The following is a 16,188-nucleotide window of genomic DNA, read 5'->3' as shown; positions in this document are numbered from 1 at the left end:
CAGACACATGCTGAAATATCTTGCTGAATTGGAGTTGAGCATCGAAGGTCGTGCCCAAATGCCTTTGGTTTAAAATCCAACGCCTGTAACCACAAAACCTGCTGTCTATTTTTTCCACCATTGCATGCATGGGGGCATTGTTTTCCGCAGTGATCAAAATTCCTATCGAGAGCCACTCATGAAAAAATTGCGAATCATTGCATTTTTCGTTATTACAACCATTACAGGCAGCTTAAGCGCAGCGGACAATGAGCAACAGCAACCTTGGGCGCAGATGCTTGAAGTTATGGGATATGCGGAAATCGCGAAAGCGAGTCTAGCCAGAGGGTGTCTTCCTGAAAATAATTTATCTAGGACAGCAGCCTACATTGCCCTCTGCCCCAAGTTGTCATTTATTTCGAACAAATTAATTAATGATGCTGCTCTGCCATTCGCGCGAAGGTATGTGTCTGGCTCCGAGGCACGGGACGTCATCGCTTACTATGCATCCCCTAGAACTCAACGCCTGAGAGATAAGATGAACCGTGAAATTCGAACAGGGAGAAATGACCAACTTTCACCAGCGGAATTGCAAGAAATAAAGAGGGTTGATAACGCCCCGTTTGCCCGTGCGCTCAGTGAATTTGCTGGAGACCCAGAATGTAACAGAGCGGTTGCCCGTGCAATACTGAGTTATGAACCATAATGTGCGGTTTCTCAAAACCATTCGAAGCGAAATTTCGCTTTGGGTCGACTTCCGACAGCTAGCAATGGGCAAAGTCCGGTGGTCATGGATCGCTCAGGCCCATATCACTCGCTCCATCCACCTCAACTTCCCAGAAAACGCCTCCAAAGCCGCGCGAAGTCCCGACATTGACCCCCGACGAGCGAGATGGTCCGTACCAGCCCTTGCCACAACCTAGGGCTTATCCAGTGGCACTGCGCCACAACGACAGCGCTGCTGAGCGGCATCAGCGCCTCTTGGAATCGTCCTTCGTTTGCGCGGTAGCCAATCATCTTGACGCATAGAATTTCACTCTAATTCTTGTGTGTGGCTGACGCTGCAATTGGCACCAGAACACGCCAACCCTTTTTGTCGTGCAATGTCGATCTGCAGAAAACTTGAACTCTTTTTCCTAGAACTCCACTGTCTGAAGATGCCCAGTCCGATTCAAGTGGAACAGCGCACTGTTCGACTATTATTTTTGGATTGACTCGAACAGCAGTGAATTGCGTTCTCTTCTGCCTGCTTTCCCCAATCAAGAATTCATCTGCAGATCTCTTTATTTCTTGCAAATCTTGGATTGGTGGTGAATTTTTCTCATCAGCAGACGTGGTGCCAGAAATCATGATCGCCACCAACATAAAGAAGATTCTTGTCATTGTCTTTGCACAGTGGATTTACGGTGGTGTCAAATATGAAGTGCAACATCTGAGATCCAGGTAACTTGCACGAATGACTTCACCCTACACGCACTGGCAACCCAAGGATTGCCTGGCCTTGGCATCCCTGGTGCGTCTGAGCCTGCGTGCAGCGTTCAGGAGCCTTGCCATGCGAACACAAGGCGACAGATACCGCTCGGCAACGCGGCACCGTGCAGACGCACCGCACTCAGGTGTACGGCCCCAAGACGTCAAGCAGCATTCTTCAGCCTGAAGCAGGAGAAAGCCCTATGACAATCCGCCCGCATGGTTGCACCCGCACAACGCTGCGCATCCCCTCAGAACACCGGCAGGCGAGCGGCCCACATCGGGCTTTGCCCAGGCTCCACAGCGTCAACCCTGCATACAGCCCCCTGACGCCCCTGCGCCGTATAACGTCTTGACACGCTTTTGGGCTGCAAGGTGGCTGCGCACCTCCGAAATCCTTGGAACACTCTGCGCCACGCGCCGAAGAGCGAGGCAGTTCGTTGCCACGCCCCGGCCTCTGCCTGAAAGCCCACAATGCACCCCACACCACAGGCTGCAGCCTCCACGCTGCAGCCGCCCGACCGCGCGCCCGCGGATTCCTTGCCTGCCTGCGCAGAGCCCGGCCACCTCGGCCACGAACCGAAGAGCTCCCTGATCCCTCCCGCCCTGGCCTCCTCCCTTGCGGCCGCGCTGCTGGTGGCCTGCGGGGGCGGTGGGGGCGATTCAGCCCCCGGCACCGGCACTGGCGGCACGGGCGCCAGCCCTGGTGGCGGAACCGGTACGGGCACCACGGCCACCCCCACCAGCGATGAAGAAGCCGCACGTTTTCTGCTGCAGGCGCAGTTCTCGGCCACCGACGAGGAGATCGCAGCGCTGCGCGCCAAGGGCTACGGCCCCTGGCTGGCCGAGCAGTTCGCGCTGCCCGTGGACACCACGGGCACGGCCTGGCTGATGCAGCGCGGCTACGGCGTGGCAGAGGCCGGCACGCGCTACGACAACGTCTCGTATCCCTCCGACTTCATGCTCTGGAGCCAGCTTTTCACGGAGCGCGACGCCGTGCGCAAGCGTGTGGCATTGGCGCTGTCGGAGATCATGGTGGTCTCCACCACGGGGCTGGAGCAGCCCTGGAGCATCTTCCTGGCCTCCGGCTACTGGGATCTGCTGAACCAGCATGCCTTCGGCAACTTCCGCACGCTGCTGGAGGCCGTCACGCTCAGCCCGGCCATGGGCATCTACCTGAGCACGCGCGGCAACCAGAAGGAAGACGCCCGCAGCGGCCGCCAGCCCGACGAGAACTACGCCCGCGAGGTGATGCAGCTGTTCACCATCGGCCTCTACCGCCTCAACCCCGACGGCACCGAGCAGCGCGACGGCAACGGCAACCGCATCGACACCTATTCGGCAGCCGATGTGAGCAACCTGGCGCGCGTCTTCACCGGCTACGACTACGACACCAGCAAGAACCAGCCCACCAACCTGAGCGGCAGCACGGTGACGGGGCTGCAGCAGGCGCTGCTGCCCATGGCCTTCAACGCCGCGCGCCATTCCACGCTGACCGCCACTTTCCTGGGCACCACCGTGGCTGCGGGCACGTCAGGGCCAGCGGCGCTGAAGGCGGCGCTGGATACGCTGTTCAACCACCCCAACGTGGGGCCCTTCATCGGGCGCCAGCTGATCCAGCGCCTGGTCACCAGCAACCCCAGCCCCGCCTATGTGGGGCGCGTGGCCGCCGCCTTCGCCGACAACGGCAGCGGCACGCGGGGCGACCTGCGCGCCGTGATCGCCACCGTGCTGCTGGACCCGGAGGCGCGCGGCGCGGCAGGGCTTGCCAGCCCCCAGTACGGCCGCCTGCGCGAGCCCATGGTGCGCTTCGTGCAGTGGGGCCGCACCTTCGGGCTGCGGTCGGCACGCGGCACCTGGAAGATCGACAACCTGAGCGACCCGGCCACCCGCCTGGGCCAGAGCCCGCTGCGCTCGGGCTCGGTGTTCAACTTCTTCCGCCCGGGCTACGTGCCGCCCTCCACGCCCCTGGCCACGACGGGCCAGGTGGCGCCGGAGTTCCAGATCGTCACCGAGACCAGCGTGAGCGGCTACCTGAACTTCATGCAGAACGTGATCCGCTTCGGCTACTACGTGAACGCGCCAGACCTGCCCCAGGGCGGCAGCAGCGCGGCCAACGGCTTCGACATCACCTGCAGCTACGCCAACTTGCTGGCCCTGGTGGCCGACGCCGCCGCGCTGGTGCGCAAGGTGGCGCTGCTGCTGTCGGCAGGGCAGGTATCGGCCGCCACGCAGGCGCGCATCGTGGCAGCGCTCAATGCCACGCCGGTGACGGCCACCAGCAACACCGCCACCCAGCTCAACCGCGTGGCAGCCGCCGTGCTGCTGGTGATGGCCAGCCCCGAATATCTGGTGCAGAAGTGACCGAACAAGTGACCGAACGTCTGCAAAGCAAAGCGACATCTCCATGAATTTCATCGACCCCGCCCGCCACACGCGCCGCGCATTCCTGCGCCGCAGCACGCAACTGGCCGCCGCCGGTACCGCCCTGCCCTTCGCCCTGAATCTTGCCGCGCTGGGCGAGGCCGCCGCCTTCGAGGCAAGCGACTACAAGGCGCTGGTCTGCGTCTTCCTCTATGGCGGCTGCGACTACGCCAACACCGTCGTGCCCTACGACAGCACCCGCTACGGGCAGTACTCCGCCATCCGCGGCGGCAACAGCGATGGCACGGCCGGTGGCATTGCCCTGGCCCGCGCCGCGCTGGGCAATACGCTGCTGCAGCCCCGCACGGCGCTGGCCGGTGGCATGCAGTACGCGCTGCACCCATCCATGACGGGCCTGGCCGGCCTCTTCAACGCGGGCCGCGCTGCGGTGCAACTGAACGTCGGCCCGCTGCTGGTGCCGCTCACGCGGGCCCAATATGCCACCGGCGACCGGCGCAGCTACCCGCTGCCGCCCAAGCTTTTCTCGCACAACGACCAGCAGTCGGTGTGGCAGTCGCAGGGCGCAGAAGGCTCCACCCTGGGCTGGGGCGGCAACCTGGGCGACCTGGCGCTGTCGTCCAACGCCACGTCGCTCTTCACCTGTATCTCGGCCACGGGCAACGCCGTGTTTCTCTCGGGCGACCAGGCGCTGCAGTACCAGATCAGCCCGGGCGGCGCCGTGCCCATCAACGCCGTCAAGGGCACCAGCGTCTATGGATCGACCGCCGTGCGCGGCCTGTTGAGCGAGCTGGTGCAGACGGCTGGCAGCCACGCGATGGAGGCCGAGTACGCCCGCGTCACGCAGCGCTCCATCAGTGCCGAGGGGCAGATCTCTTCAGCCCTCTCCAGCGCCAGCCTGTCCACCGCCTTCCCTGCCAACAACCCGCTGGCCGACCAGCTCAAGGTGGTGGCCCGGCTCATCGCCGGACGCAACGCGCTGGGCACGCGCCGGCAGGTGTTCTTCGTCTCGCTGGGCGGGTTCGACCTGCACGACAACCTGATCGCCAACCAGCCGCAGCTGCTCGACAAGGTGAGCAGCGCCATGACGGCCTTCTACAACGCCACGGCCGAACTCGGCGTGGCCGACAAGGTCACGGCCTTCACCGCGTCGGACTTCGGCCGCACGCTGACGTCCAACGGCGACGGCTCGGACCATGGCTGGGGGGGCCACCACTTCGTGGTGGGCGGCGCGGTGCGTGGCGCGTCCTTCTATGGCGCGCCGCCGCCCATCAGCGTGGGAAACGGCAGCGGCAGCGAGGACCAGTGGCATGTCGGACAGGGGCGCCTGTTGCCCAGCACTGCCGTGGACCAGTACGCCGCCACCCTGGCGCGCTGGTTCGGCGTGGCGAATACCGAGCTGGCGGGGGTGCTGCCGCACATCGGCAACTTCGGCGGCTCGGCGTATCCCATCGATCTGGGGTTCATGGGCTGAAGCCGTGCGCGCCGGGCCTGCACGGCCGATTCGAGTCAGCCTCTGGGTGGCCCTGAGGGCGCCTTTGACAATTCCGAATTTTCAGGGATCGGGATTGCGAAGACGATGGGGCCACTCAGTTCAAGTGGAGACAAAAATGCGATTCGAATTCCGCCCAATTGCCACACCAATTGCCACCCCAATTGCCACGCTGGCCCGGCATGCACGGCATGGCTTGTTCATCGCAGCGGCCCTGTCCGGCGCGCTGGCGCAGGCGGCACCGCTGCCGTTGGACATGGCCACGACTTCCGAGCAGCGGTTTCAACTGGCCCTGGAGGCGCAGACTGCGGGTGACTACGCCTCCATGCTCGCGTTGCTGCGCCAGGCGGCCCGGGATGGCGAGCCACAAGCCCAGGAAACACTGGCATGGATTCTTCTGGCAGGCCCAACCCTGTATGGCACCGCGGTGAAAGCGGATCGCTGCGAAGCAGTGCACTGGCTGCGGCAAGCCGTTGCAAAAGGGAATCAAACGGCCAAAAACCAGTTGGATTTCCTGAACCGCCTGCGCAATGCGCCGAGTGGCAAGATGGCGTGCGCATCCGAGTGGGAAGGGTGACATGCGCAAAATCCTTTTCGGATCGCAGCGCCATCCTCAAGAATGCGCTGCGGGTGCAACGCCACTGGTACCACGCCTGGAGCCCTGACCACCGCACCACGGACTTGTGCCCGTCCTCGCCCTGCCCTCAACCCGCATTCACCCCGCCCTCACCCAGCATTCACCAGCGCCTTCGCAAACGCCCCTTCACCCGCCACAGTCAATACCAGTTTCTGTGTCGCCCTAGTCGCAGCCACATAGAACAGTTTGGCCTCGTCCGCCGCATCTTCGCCTTCGCGCGGCATCTGCCCCACTCCTGCAACGGCCACGACCGGAAACTCCAATCCCTTGCTGGCGTGCATTGTCATCACTTTGATGGTGTCGGCCAGTGGATCGAAGTCACCTGAACGATGTCGCACGCGATGCGGTAGTTTTCGGCGGCCAAGTGCCATGGCGCACTGGTTCATGGAGTCGTGATCGCGGCACAGGATGGCCATGTCACCCCAGGCGTGGCCTTCCTGATGCGCCGCAGCCAGCAGCTCGGCGATCTTGGTGGGCTCGTCCCGCAAGCTCGGCAGGCGCACGATCAGCGGCTCCTGCCCTTCGCGGCCGCAGCTGATGGGTTGCACCAGCGGAACACCGTCCTCATCCTGGGCATTGGGTTGCAGGAACTCGGCGGCGACGCGGTTGGCGATTTGCAGAATCTGCCTGGTGTTGCGGTAGTTGATCTTGAGAATGGTCGTGCGCCCAGAGGCCTGGATTCCCACGCTCTTGAAGCTGAAGCCACGCGCCTTGCTCTTGCCATAGATGTTCTGGGCGCTGTCGTACAGGATCAACAGGCTGTTGGTTTCGGGGTCCACCATCTGGGTGACGAGCTTGAGCCATTCAGGCTGAAAGTCGTGCCCCTCGTCGACCATCACGGCCTGGTACTGCCCGGACGGAATCTGTTGCCGGTCCACGCCGCGAATCACAAACTCCACCATCTGATCAAACATGCCCGGGCCCTGAGCGGGTAGCGTCTGGCCATAGGCCACCAACTGCTGGCGACACCATTTGTGGAAGTTGCGGGCATGCACCCGATCGGCCAGGCCCTTGGCCGCAAACCAGGCATTGAGCTTCACTGCCAAGGGCTCGTTGTAGCAGAGCACGAGGATGGGCTTGGTCGAAGCGGTCTTGGCCAGGTGTTCCGCACGATAGCCAAGAATCATGGTCTTGCCTGAGCCGGCAACTCCGTGGATCACGCGATGCCCATCGCCCAGGCTGCGCGCGAGTTGCTCCTGCTGCAAGTCCATGACGCGCATGATGTCCGGCAGCTCGTCCGCGTCTTCCGGCAGAAGGCTGCCTTGCACCGGAACACGCACCTGCGGGAACATGATCCACCGCGTGCGCTCGAGCTGCGGCACCGACATGGCTTTCCCGAAAGCGTGGGGGAACATGTTCCACAGGCGTTGCTGAAAAGCCTCCGCATCAACGGATTCCAGCATCTCATCCTTGCAGATGACCAGATGCGCATCAATCGTCTGGTCCAGTGCAGACTCTTCGAACTGCTTGCGCGTGATGTTGGTGAACACCACGCCGCTGCCCCAGGGAAATGCCAGCTTTCCCTGATGAGGGCCTTCGCCGTGAATGAGTTGCTGATCTCGCTCCAGCGCATTGACCACTTGAATGGCGCAGTGTCGCGCCTGGGCTGCCGGATTGATGACGACCTTGGGCCTTCCATCCACGATGAGCGTCCAGGCCTGTTTGGTCGCCTCTTGAACCGTCTCGAGCCGCCAATCCTTGGTCTCAAGAATCAGAACGCCCCTGCGTGGATGAATGACGACGAAGTCAGGATGCGTCTGCTTGGGACCGATGGGTACGTCATACCAGAGCATGTAATCGTCTTCGAGCTTTTGCTCCAACCGCTCGGCCAGGCGTCGCTCGCCAGGCGTCATGCGCCCAACGCACGCGCCCATCGCAGGAATCAGTACCGCCACTTTCTTCTCCTCCACAGAGCAGCTGAGGATACCGCACGCACTATCTCTTCAGGAATTCGATGACTGGCCAATCCCAAGCCATCGAAAATCCGGAATTGGATTCTGAACGGCTCTCTGTTGAATTTCCTCGACTCACGCGGAAACCAGCATGGAATTTGAAGGCGCTTCTGAAATGACCAAGCAGAGGAGGATTTGATTGTGAAAGTGCTTGGCTCGGACGTATGCCTGCCATCTACGCACTCGACGACTACCGCTTTGGGCAATGCCGTAAGACTGCTGGAGGTCGAAAGGTCCAGCCATTGCGGCAACCCCGCACTTTCGCTGCAACGGCGGCGCTGCTCCGTGCAGATGCCATAGGAGGCGACATCAGCGTTGCGGCCCGTCGCAGCGCCTTCGCGCTGGACGAACCGCCCTGGATCGCCTTGGCCCCGTTGTCTTGCCTATGCCAAGCAGTCGCAGTCGTTCAGGGAGCGCCGTATTCGCTCAGTTTCTTGCTGAACCTAAAGGTCCACAGTCGCTGCGTGCGATCGTTGACGTCATTGGTGGTAAAGCGCAGGCTCGCCGCGCCCTTGGCGCATTGGCCGTCGTTCACGATCTTGCCGTCGGCGTCCACCATGCATTTGGTGACGTTCGAGCCTTCGATTTCCTTGCCGCTGGCGTCCAGCACGGCCAGCGAAACACCGAAGTCGGTGTCGTTGGTCAGCGCCAGCGTGTAGTCATCGACCAGTGCCAGGCCTTCGGCCTTCTCGGCCACCCAGCCGGTGGCGTTCAGGTTGAAGAGCCGGGTCTTCTTGAGCGTCACGACCTTGGAATAGTCCGAGCCATTGACCGGCTTGCCAGTCAGGCTGCTCTTTTCCAGGTCGGAGCCCAGCGCGGTGATGTCGGTGGCGTTGGCCGGAAACTCGATCAGAACCAGGTCGTTGAAGACTTTCTTGTCCTTGCCCGTGCCTTGCTCGATGACGATGAATTTCCCCTTGCCCAGTGAGACCACATCACCCAGCTTGGCATTGCCGGTCTTGCCTTGGTTGTACCAGCGGCTGTCCACGGGCAAGGCAAACAGGCGGGTTTTCTCGGTGGTCGGGTCAAACTCCACCCAGCGCACAAAGCGAGCGTAGTCGCGCACGTTCTCCGATTTGCCAGTTGCGTCGGCAACGGCAGCGGTGCTGTAGTCGGCCTTGCCGTCGTCCAGGGGGCTTTGCAGGAAGCCGTGCAGCTTGCCGCTGGCCGCATCGATGCTCAGCCCCTCCATGCCACGGTTGGCGCGGCGCTTGGCGAGAATGGCCGGCAGATCGGCCGCGCCGGTGCCGGGCCCGTATTTCTTCTGGATGATGCCGGTCGCCGGGTCGATCTTCACGATGAAGGGTCCGTATTCGTCGGACACCCACAGCGCATTGCGTGCGGCATCCACCACCACGGATTCCGTGTCCAGGCCGAATTCGCTGTAGCCCTTGGCCTTGCCGGGATAGGTGAAGGTGTCGTCCAGGACTTGCTCGCCCGTGTTGCCTGTGATGCCCCGTGGCTGCACGCGGCCGTTGGCATTCTGTGTGGCGCTGAATCTGAGCGGCAGGGTGGAGACGAGCCTGGCTCCGTCTTTTCCGAGGGCGATCACGCCGATGGACGGAGTGAAGTTGGGCGAAGGAAACACCGTGGAACTGGCAAAGCCCGCGGGATTGGAGCCGTCGGTGATCTGCGTGACCGGGCCGGTGGTCGCGTTCGGGCCGCGATCGGTGATGGCGTAGAACTCCAGCGTGCCGTCGGCACGCCTGCCCTTCAAGGCCAGGCCCGAACCGTAGGCTGGCAGAAAGCCCTTGGGAAAATCGGCCTTGGTGGCGGGATGTTGGCCTTCGTAGGGGAAATAGAACCTGTCGTCGAACTGGACGTCCTGGCGCGTGACGATGGCGCGGATGCTGCCGACGCCGGTGGTCTGCGTCACCGTCTCGGAGCCGGCGGCCTGGAGCGGGCGGGTGTCGGCGCAGGCGCTCAGCAAGGCAGCCGCGGCGGCGATCACTGCCACCAGGCAGGAAGAAGAAGTGGGGGGTCGCATGGCGAGTAGGTCTTGAGAAGAAGAGGCAAGCCTGATAGGTAGATCGGCAGATAGGCAGATCGGCAGGCCCTGCGTGGGGCAAGGGCCTGCCCCACCTTGAAGGCTTTGTCTATGGAAAAAGGCGCTGTGCCGCTCAGAACGAGTGGCTGATACCCAGATCCACACCGGTCGAGCCGGCGTTGGCCACACCCGCAGGGCCGCCGATCAGGCCGACGCTGGCGCCGTTCTTGTTGTTCACACGCGCCAGCCCTGCGTACAGAGAGGTGCGCTTGGAGAAGTCGTAGACATATCCGATCGAATACTTGTCGGCCTTGCCGCCGCTGCGCGTGAGGGCAGAGGCGTTGCCGCTGAACTTGGCGCTGGCGTACTTGACGCGCAAGCTGCCTGGCCCCATGGGGATGGTCGCGCCCAGGTAGAAGCCGTCCACCTTCCCGGAGGTTGCGCCGTTGACGGGCTCCCACTTCAGGCTGTTGTATCCGCCATTGAGCAGGAAACTGCCGAAGTTGTACGAGGCACCCAGCACCAGGTCTTCCAGATCGCTGGTTGCAGCGATGGCGCTGGGCGAAGCCACGGCCGCGGTACCGTCGATCCTGCCGTAGCCGATACCCACGTTCAGCGGGCCAGAGCGATAGCCCAGGTTGCCGCCTATGTACCTGCGGGCCTTGCTTGCGCCAGAGCCGGAGGCGTTCTCGTCGCCAAAGGAAACCGAGAACTGGCCATAGATACCGCCCAGGTCGCTCGGCAGGAAGTAGCCCACGGCGTTGCTGATGCGCGTGCGGTCGACCACGCCGCTTTGGCTGGCGGCGTTGTAGGCAGTCTGGCGGATCGTCTGGAACAGATTGGCCTGCACACCGGTGGTGGTGTCGGGGCCCGCGAAAGCGGTGAAGATGTTGTAGCTGGGGGTGTAGTCGCGACCCAGCCGGATTTCACCCCAGGAATTGTTGCTCAGCCCGATCGTGGAGCGGCGCTCGAAGCCAAGGGAGCCGCTGCTGCCGCCAGTGCCAAGATCGGGGTTGAGGCCGCCTTCAAGCCAGAGCTGAGCTCGGTTGCCGCCGCCGAGGTCCTCCGTGCCGCGCAAGCCAAGCAAGCTGGTCTTGCCTTGGCTGGAGTTCAGTGCATTGAGCCTGTTGCTGCCGGACTTGGCAATGGTGACACCGACGTCCACCACACCAAAAATGGTGACGGAAGATTGTGCCAGGGCCAAGCTGGAAGAAGAGGCGAAGAATGTGCCCATCGCGAGTCCCAGAATGCGCGAGCACGTTTTTTGATTTTTCATTGGCAAGATACGAACTGAACTTATTAATGAGAATGACGGTAGCCTCCTGCCACCGCTGCGGTAACTCTAGGCAACACATAAGTATTCTTCGTGACAGATGTGCTGTGTGACATGAAAGTCACAGCAGCGGCGGTGCCTGCGGCACGTTTCCTGCAGGGAAGCCCTCTCGCCGCCACCCTTCAGCCATGGCCTGCACGACGGGGCAGATCATTCATTGCCGATTTGTTTGATTCATATTCGAGAAATTGGCGGAAATATGCATCCTTTTGCCATTTTCTCAATAAGATTTTCGACTTCCATATTTTCAATGGCACATTTCGAGCGTTCGTCGACCGATTCATCGGTCATTGGGGACCCAAATTCAGCCCATTGCACGGCCAGTTCAACCCCATAGTCCCTGGGAGGGCGAAGTCCCACAAGAATTGCCGCACCGAGGACTGCAGCCTCAACATCGGTCGCACCAGCAGTCACAGCTATGATCCCCAAGCAGCATCGCCGTCCCCGCCAGCGGCGAGTTGCCCCCTCTCCTCCACCCAACGCCCCGCTCCATCCCCCCATGATCCAAGAGTCCGAAGAGATTGCCCTGCTTCGCGAGGAAAACGCCAGGCTGCGGGCGCAGCTGGCGATTGCCACGGCGGGCCATGCCAGCGCCGTACAGGGCGCGGGCGCCAGCGATCAGGACCCGTTCGATGCACAAGTGGCGGACCAGAAGACGCTGTTCTCGGATTTCATCGAGCATCTGCCGATAGGCCTGTGCCTGGTGGGCAAGGGTGGCAAGGTGCTGATGTCCAACCCGGCCTACCGCCATTTCCTGCCAGACACCCCCATCCCTTCGCTGCTGTCGGCTGAGGAAGACCGGGGGCGCTGGCGCAGTTGGGACAAGGACGGCAGGCCCGTTCCCCGCGACCAGTTTGTGGCCGCCCGCGCGTTCCGCGGTGAGCTGGTGGTGCCGGGCGTTGACTGTGTCTATGACACGCCCCAGGGGCTTGAGGTATGGACGCGCGTGTTCGGTGTGCCGCTGCGCAATGCAGAAAAGGAAGTCGTGGCCACGGCCATCGCCATTCTGGACATCGATGCGGAACGGCGGGCGCTGGACATGTTGCGCCAGAGCGAGGAGCGGCTGGATGCGCTGGTGCGCTCCTCCTCGGAAGTGCGCTACTCCATCAGTGCGGACTGGAGCGAGCTGCACCAGCTGGCAGGCGGCGGGTTCATCCCCGACACGCAGGCGTCCAACACGAACTGGCTGGAAGACTACATCCCCCCGGAGGACCGCGACTTGGTGCGCGCGGAGATCGCGCGGGCCATCAGCACGAAGACCGACTATGTGATCGAGCACCGGGTGAACCAAGTCGATGGCAGCGTGGGCTGGGCGTTCTCGCGCGCCGTGCCGCTGTTCGATGCCGCAGGCGCCATCACCGGCTGGCTGGGAGCGGCCTCCGACATCACCGAGCGCAAGCAGGCCCAGGCCGCGCTGGAGCGCTTGAATGCCACGCTGGAGGAACAGGTGGCAGAGCGCACGGCCGACCGCAACGCGCTGTGGCAGCTGTCTTCCGACATCATGATGCGCTGCACGTTCGAGGGCATCATCACTGCGGTCAACCCGGCCTGGACCGAGGTATTGGGCTGGCGTGAAGACGAGCTGCTGGGCACGACGCTTTTTCATCTCATCCATCCAGAGGATCTGGCGCGCACCGTCCAGGACACGCAGGAGCTGGCCACAGGCATGGCGCATGCCCGGTTTGACAACCGGTATCGCCATCGGGACGGGAGCTACCGCTGGATCTCCTGGTCCACGCGTTCGGCGGCAGGCCGCATCAATGCCGTGGGCCGCGACATCACCTCCGAAATGGCCAAGGCCGAAGCGCTGGCCAAGGTGCAGGAGCAACTGCGCCAGTCGCAGAAGATGGAGGCCGTGGGCCAGTTGACGGGCGGCCTTGCGCACGACTTCAACAACCTGCTGGCGGCCGTCATGGGCAATCTGGAGCTGCTGCAGCGGATGCTGGCGCGCGGCCAGGTGGACAACCTCACGCGCTTCATCCATGGAGCGCAGGGGGCGGTGCGGCGCGCCGCCACGCTCACGCAGCGGCTGCTTGCGTTCTCGCGCCGGCAGATCCTGGACTCCAAGCCCACCGATATGGCCGCGCTCCTGGCCGATTGGGAGGACCTGCTGCGCAGGACCGTGGGCGCCAGCGTGGATATCGACATCGTGCCGGCAGCCCATCTGTGGCATGCGCAAATCGATGGAACGCAGCTGGAGAACGCCATCCTGAACCTGTGCATCAACGCCCGCGATGCCATGCCCGAAGGCGGCCGGCTGACCATCAGGACAGCCAATATCGAGCTTGAAGAGGCGGCAGCCCGGGAGTGGGACCTTCCGCCGGGCGGTTATGTGTCGCTGTGCGTCACCGATACGGGCACCGGCATGTCGGAGCAGACCATTGCGCGCGCCTTCGAGCCGTTCTACACCACCAAGCCGGTGGGCCATGGAACAGGGTTGGGGCTGTCGATGATCTACGGCTTCGCGCGGCAATCGGGAGGAGCGGTCAGGATCTTCTCCCAGCCGGGCCAGGGCACCACGGTCTGCCTGTATCTGCCCAGGTGCGACGCCGCGCCCGTTGCAGAACGCGCGGTCGATACGGCAAGGCACGTGGTCGTTCCTGCCCAAAGGACCTTGCTGGTCGTGGATGACGAAGCCCCGATCCGCCATCTCATCGACGAGGCGCTTGTCGACCTGGGCTACACGGTGCTTGCCGTGGCAGATGCAGCCGCCGCGCTGCAGGTGCTGCGTGCCGGAACCCGGGTGGACATGCTGATCACGGACATGAGGCTTCGCGGCGGAATGAACGGCAAGCAGCTTGCCGACGAGGCACGCCTGGCCCGGTCCGACCTGCCGGTGCTCTTCATCACCGGGTTCACCGAGGCATCGCCCCTCAGCCAGGAAAACCTGCACCCCGGGACGCAGCTTCTGACCAAGCCGTTCACATTGGAGGCGCTGGCGCTCAAGGTGGCGGAGATTCTGGGCAGTACAGACGCTGTGCCATTGGACTGAGTCGTGTGGCTGGGGCCGTGGTGACCGGCAGATTCCGGGCGCCTGTCTCGCAGCGCGAGCCGTGCTCCTCTGCCAACATAGCCAGTACATAAGCAAGTCGATAGCCGACTAGAGAGGGACACTGCCGACGCGGGAAGGACACTCAGCACCCAGCACCTGACTGTCTACCCTATAGATTGCAGAGTAAGGCGGAAAGTCATTTTTCTTTTTCAGAAAGAAGGCAGCAGGACACAACTCAATCAGCGCCCGCAAGTGCGACGAGTAAGGACCGTACGTCCATTCACCCGCATTAAAAATGTAGTCGGGCTTGAATTGAACAAGTTCGTCCAGGAAATCCTTGGTTGTCAGCGGAGCCTTGTGCAGCTCTGGACGGCCAATAATGGTTCTGTTGAAGAACATGCCATATTGATAGTTGCTGACAAGGAAAATCTTACGCTGATTTTCTATGATATCTCGATATATTTCAATTGATTTCTTTCCGAATTGAGATATGAAGATTGCTTTATTTCCATCTTCAAGTTTCGAATAGTTCCGATGATATGCAAGGTATACCGATGAAGCCAACAGCGCTGCAGACACTGCAGTACAGAGGAAATAAATTGGATTTTTTTCATCGAAATTGAAGATTTTTCCCTCACTCGAAAGAGTATCAATAGATGGATACCGGTTGATCAACAGATGATTTGCGATAGCCGTGGACACAAGCAGCACATGAATCCCGTGGCGCTGTTCATAAGCACCCACGGTGAACCAAATCACTAGAAATGGCAATACACAAAGAATCCATAGCACCCTTCCCTTGGCGGACAGCAAGGAAATCAGCATGGTCCCAATGAGAAGTACGCCTATTTCCGGGGTATCGATAATGTACTTTTCCAGGGATATCAGAGCTGATGATATCAAGCCTCCATTTTTCTCCACGATATCAAGCACCCCTTGATTTCCTGTGAATTCCGGAGCGACAAAGAAGGGCCAGATGGCTGCAAACAGCATCACCACAATGCACGCCGCCAGTGCCGCAGGCCGCCATTTCCAACGCCACACGCCATGGGCTATCAATGCCGGAAGCGTGACAAGGCACCAGAACAATCCGGGTTGTTTGGTAAGAGAGGCCAAAAAACCGCAGAACAGCGAAAGCATCAAGGGACGCAAATTTGCAGGCCTCACGGAATACTGCAGCAAAAGATTGAAACTCAATAGAATCAATGCTGTCGCCAAAGGGTCGGCATAGGCCCAAAACAGCAGGTTTCCAAAACTCACCAAGGTGCCCACAGCAAGCACCAGTGTCAGCCAATTGATGAACTGGCTGGAACTCCTGGCTACAAGGTCGAAAAATGCAATGACAATGACCAGCGCTGGTATGCCACACACGAGCTTCGCGGCAAAATGCGAGACATGATTGCCTTGGGCCAGGAATACAGAACCCAGTTCATACGCAAAAAGCTGGGGATAAGGCGCCTGAGTGTAGTAGGTGTCGTAGGATATCCCCAGAAAATGCTGTACACCCCACATACCCCAGCTATATACTTCATCATGCCTGATGAATCCTGTACTTGTCGGCTTCAGCGCAAAGAAATAAATACCCCATACCAACAGCGAGGCAAATAGAAGCAAAGGCGGGTTTGCGTTATCCAGCACCCTTAAAATAACACGAGCAACAGCAAGCACCAAAAATAAGAAAACCACAACCCATGCGGATATGTATAGCGCCCTGGGAAATTCAATCTTTCCGCCATAGAGCGCGAGACCTGCAGCAAAGGAGATTCCAATGCATGCAATTGCTGCATACTCAGATGCAGAGATATCACTACCCCTGGGCTTCTTCTTCCGATATGGCATCAAGATGTGGAAAATAGTATCATCACAAAACAGGTAAGCAGAGACCACACAGATCCATTGAACATGTTTTTTTCATCGTGGGTATTTTTGACCGAATGATCACAATCGCAATAGCAAAAAAGCCA

Annotated in this window: 10 protein-coding genes; 5 read left to right on the top strand and 5 right to left on the bottom strand. The window is 61.0% G+C overall.

Annotation, left to right across the window (positions count from 1 at the left end; all coding sequences use genetic code 11):
- Positions 1-178 precede the first annotated feature (178 nt).
- Positions 179-685 carry a hypothetical protein gene (locus ACF8ML_RS19650; protein ID WP_155524726.1) on the top strand — a complete coding sequence of 169 codons (507 nt, stop codon included), beginning with the start codon at positions 179-181 and terminating at the stop codon, positions 683-685.
- A gap of 332 nt (positions 686-1,017) precedes the next feature.
- Here the strand turns inward: ACF8ML_RS19650 and ACF8ML_RS19645 are convergent, their stop codons facing one another.
- Positions 1,018-1,362, bottom strand: a complete 345-nt coding sequence (locus ACF8ML_RS19645; RefSeq protein ID WP_392407713.1) for a hypothetical protein — start codon at positions 1,360-1,362, stop codon at positions 1,018-1,020.
- Between the two features lie 561 nt (positions 1,363-1,923).
- Between ACF8ML_RS19645 and ACF8ML_RS19640 the strand changes: the two genes are divergently transcribed.
- The 3 genes from ACF8ML_RS19640 to ACF8ML_RS19630 all read left to right on the top strand — a co-directional run bounded on the left by ACF8ML_RS19640 (position 1,924) and on the right by ACF8ML_RS19630 (position 5,900).
- The gene (locus tag ACF8ML_RS19640) at positions 1,924-3,813 is read left to right on the top strand and encodes a DUF1800 family protein (protein ID WP_392407712.1); all 1,890 of its coding nucleotides are present in this window, start codon (positions 1,924-1,926) and stop codon (positions 3,811-3,813) included.
- Between the two features lie 43 nt (positions 3,814-3,856).
- The gene (locus tag ACF8ML_RS19635) at positions 3,857-5,305 is read left to right on the top strand and encodes a DUF1501 domain-containing protein (RefSeq protein ID WP_126312249.1); all 1,449 of its coding nucleotides are present in this window, start codon (positions 3,857-3,859) and stop codon (positions 5,303-5,305) included.
- Between the two features lie 136 nt (positions 5,306-5,441).
- Positions 5,442-5,900 carry a sel1 repeat family protein gene (locus ACF8ML_RS19630; RefSeq protein ID WP_047327797.1) on the top strand — a complete coding sequence of 153 codons (459 nt, stop codon included), beginning with the start codon at positions 5,442-5,444 and terminating at the stop codon, positions 5,898-5,900.
- 149 nt (positions 5,901-6,049) lie between these two features.
- On the opposite strand, the gene ACF8ML_RS19625 is transcribed toward ACF8ML_RS19630, so the two are convergent.
- The 3 genes from ACF8ML_RS19625 to ACF8ML_RS19615 all read right to left on the bottom strand — a co-directional run bounded on the left by ACF8ML_RS19625 (position 6,050) and on the right by ACF8ML_RS19615 (position 11,133).
- Complete coding sequence (locus ACF8ML_RS19625) at positions 6,050-7,813, bottom strand: DEAD/DEAH box helicase (protein WP_392407721.1); 1,764 nt, start codon at positions 7,811-7,813, stop codon at positions 6,050-6,052.
- 505 nt (positions 7,814-8,318) lie between these two features.
- Positions 8,319-9,899, bottom strand: coding sequence for an esterase-like activity of phytase family protein (locus ACF8ML_RS19620; protein ID WP_392407711.1), 1,581 nt, complete (start codon positions 9,897-9,899; stop codon positions 8,319-8,321).
- Positions 9,900-10,032: 133 nt separating this feature from the next.
- Positions 10,033-11,133: a porin gene (locus ACF8ML_RS19615; protein ID WP_392407720.1), complete on the bottom strand. Its 1,101-nt coding sequence runs from the start codon at positions 11,131-11,133 to the stop codon at positions 10,033-10,035.
- Positions 11,134-11,731: 598 nt separating this feature from the next.
- On the opposite strand from ACF8ML_RS19615, the gene ACF8ML_RS19610 reads away from it, so the two are divergent.
- Positions 11,732-14,224, top strand: coding sequence for a PAS domain S-box protein (locus ACF8ML_RS19610; protein WP_392407710.1), 2,493 nt, complete (start codon positions 11,732-11,734; stop codon positions 14,222-14,224).
- A 108-nt stretch (positions 14,225-14,332) separates the two neighbouring features.
- On the opposite strand, the gene ACF8ML_RS19605 is transcribed toward ACF8ML_RS19610, so the two are convergent.
- On the bottom strand, positions 14,333-16,111 hold the full coding sequence (locus ACF8ML_RS19605; RefSeq protein WP_392407709.1) for a hypothetical protein: 1,779 nt from the start codon (positions 16,109-16,111) through the stop codon (positions 14,333-14,335).
- Between the last annotated feature and the right edge of the window lie 77 nt (positions 16,112-16,188).

Source organism: Delftia sp. WSY_10, assembly GCF_043104705.1.
GTDB lineage: Bacteria > Pseudomonadota > Gammaproteobacteria > Burkholderiales > Burkholderiaceae_C > Comamonas > Comamonas tsuruhatensis.
Note: the sequence above shows the minus strand (reverse complement) of the source record. Positions and strands in the feature narration are given on the sequence as shown.

Bases quoted from the DNA above. Each gene is read 5' to 3' on its own strand.
- ACF8ML_RS19640 (WP_392407712.1), top strand. From the start codon at position 1,924: ATGCACCCCACACCACAGGCTGCAGCCTCCACGCTGCAGCCGCCCGAC.
- ACF8ML_RS19615 (WP_392407720.1), bottom strand. From the start codon at position 11,133: ATGGGCACATTCTTCGCCTCTTCTTCCAGCTTGGCCCTGGCACAATCT.
- ACF8ML_RS19650 (WP_155524726.1), top strand. From the start codon at position 179: ATGAAAAAATTGCGAATCATTGCATTTTTCGTTATTACAACCATTACA.
- ACF8ML_RS19610 (WP_392407710.1), top strand. From the start codon at position 11,732: ATGATCCAAGAGTCCGAAGAGATTGCCCTGCTTCGCGAGGAAAACGCC.
- ACF8ML_RS19620 (WP_392407711.1), bottom strand. From the start codon at position 9,899: ATGCGACCCCCCACTTCTTCTTCCTGCCTGGTGGCAGTGATCGCCGCC.
- ACF8ML_RS19635 (WP_126312249.1), top strand. From the start codon at position 3,857: ATGAATTTCATCGACCCCGCCCGCCACACGCGCCGCGCATTCCTGCGC.
- ACF8ML_RS19625 (WP_392407721.1), bottom strand. From the start codon at position 7,813: ATGACGCCTGGCGAGCGACGCCTGGCCGAGCGGTTGGAGCAAAAGCTC.
- ACF8ML_RS19645 (WP_392407713.1), bottom strand. From the start codon at position 1,362: ATGACAAGAATCTTCTTTATGTTGGTGGCGATCATGATTTCTGGCACC.
- ACF8ML_RS19630 (WP_047327797.1), top strand. From the start codon at position 5,442: ATGCGATTCGAATTCCGCCCAATTGCCACACCAATTGCCACCCCAATT.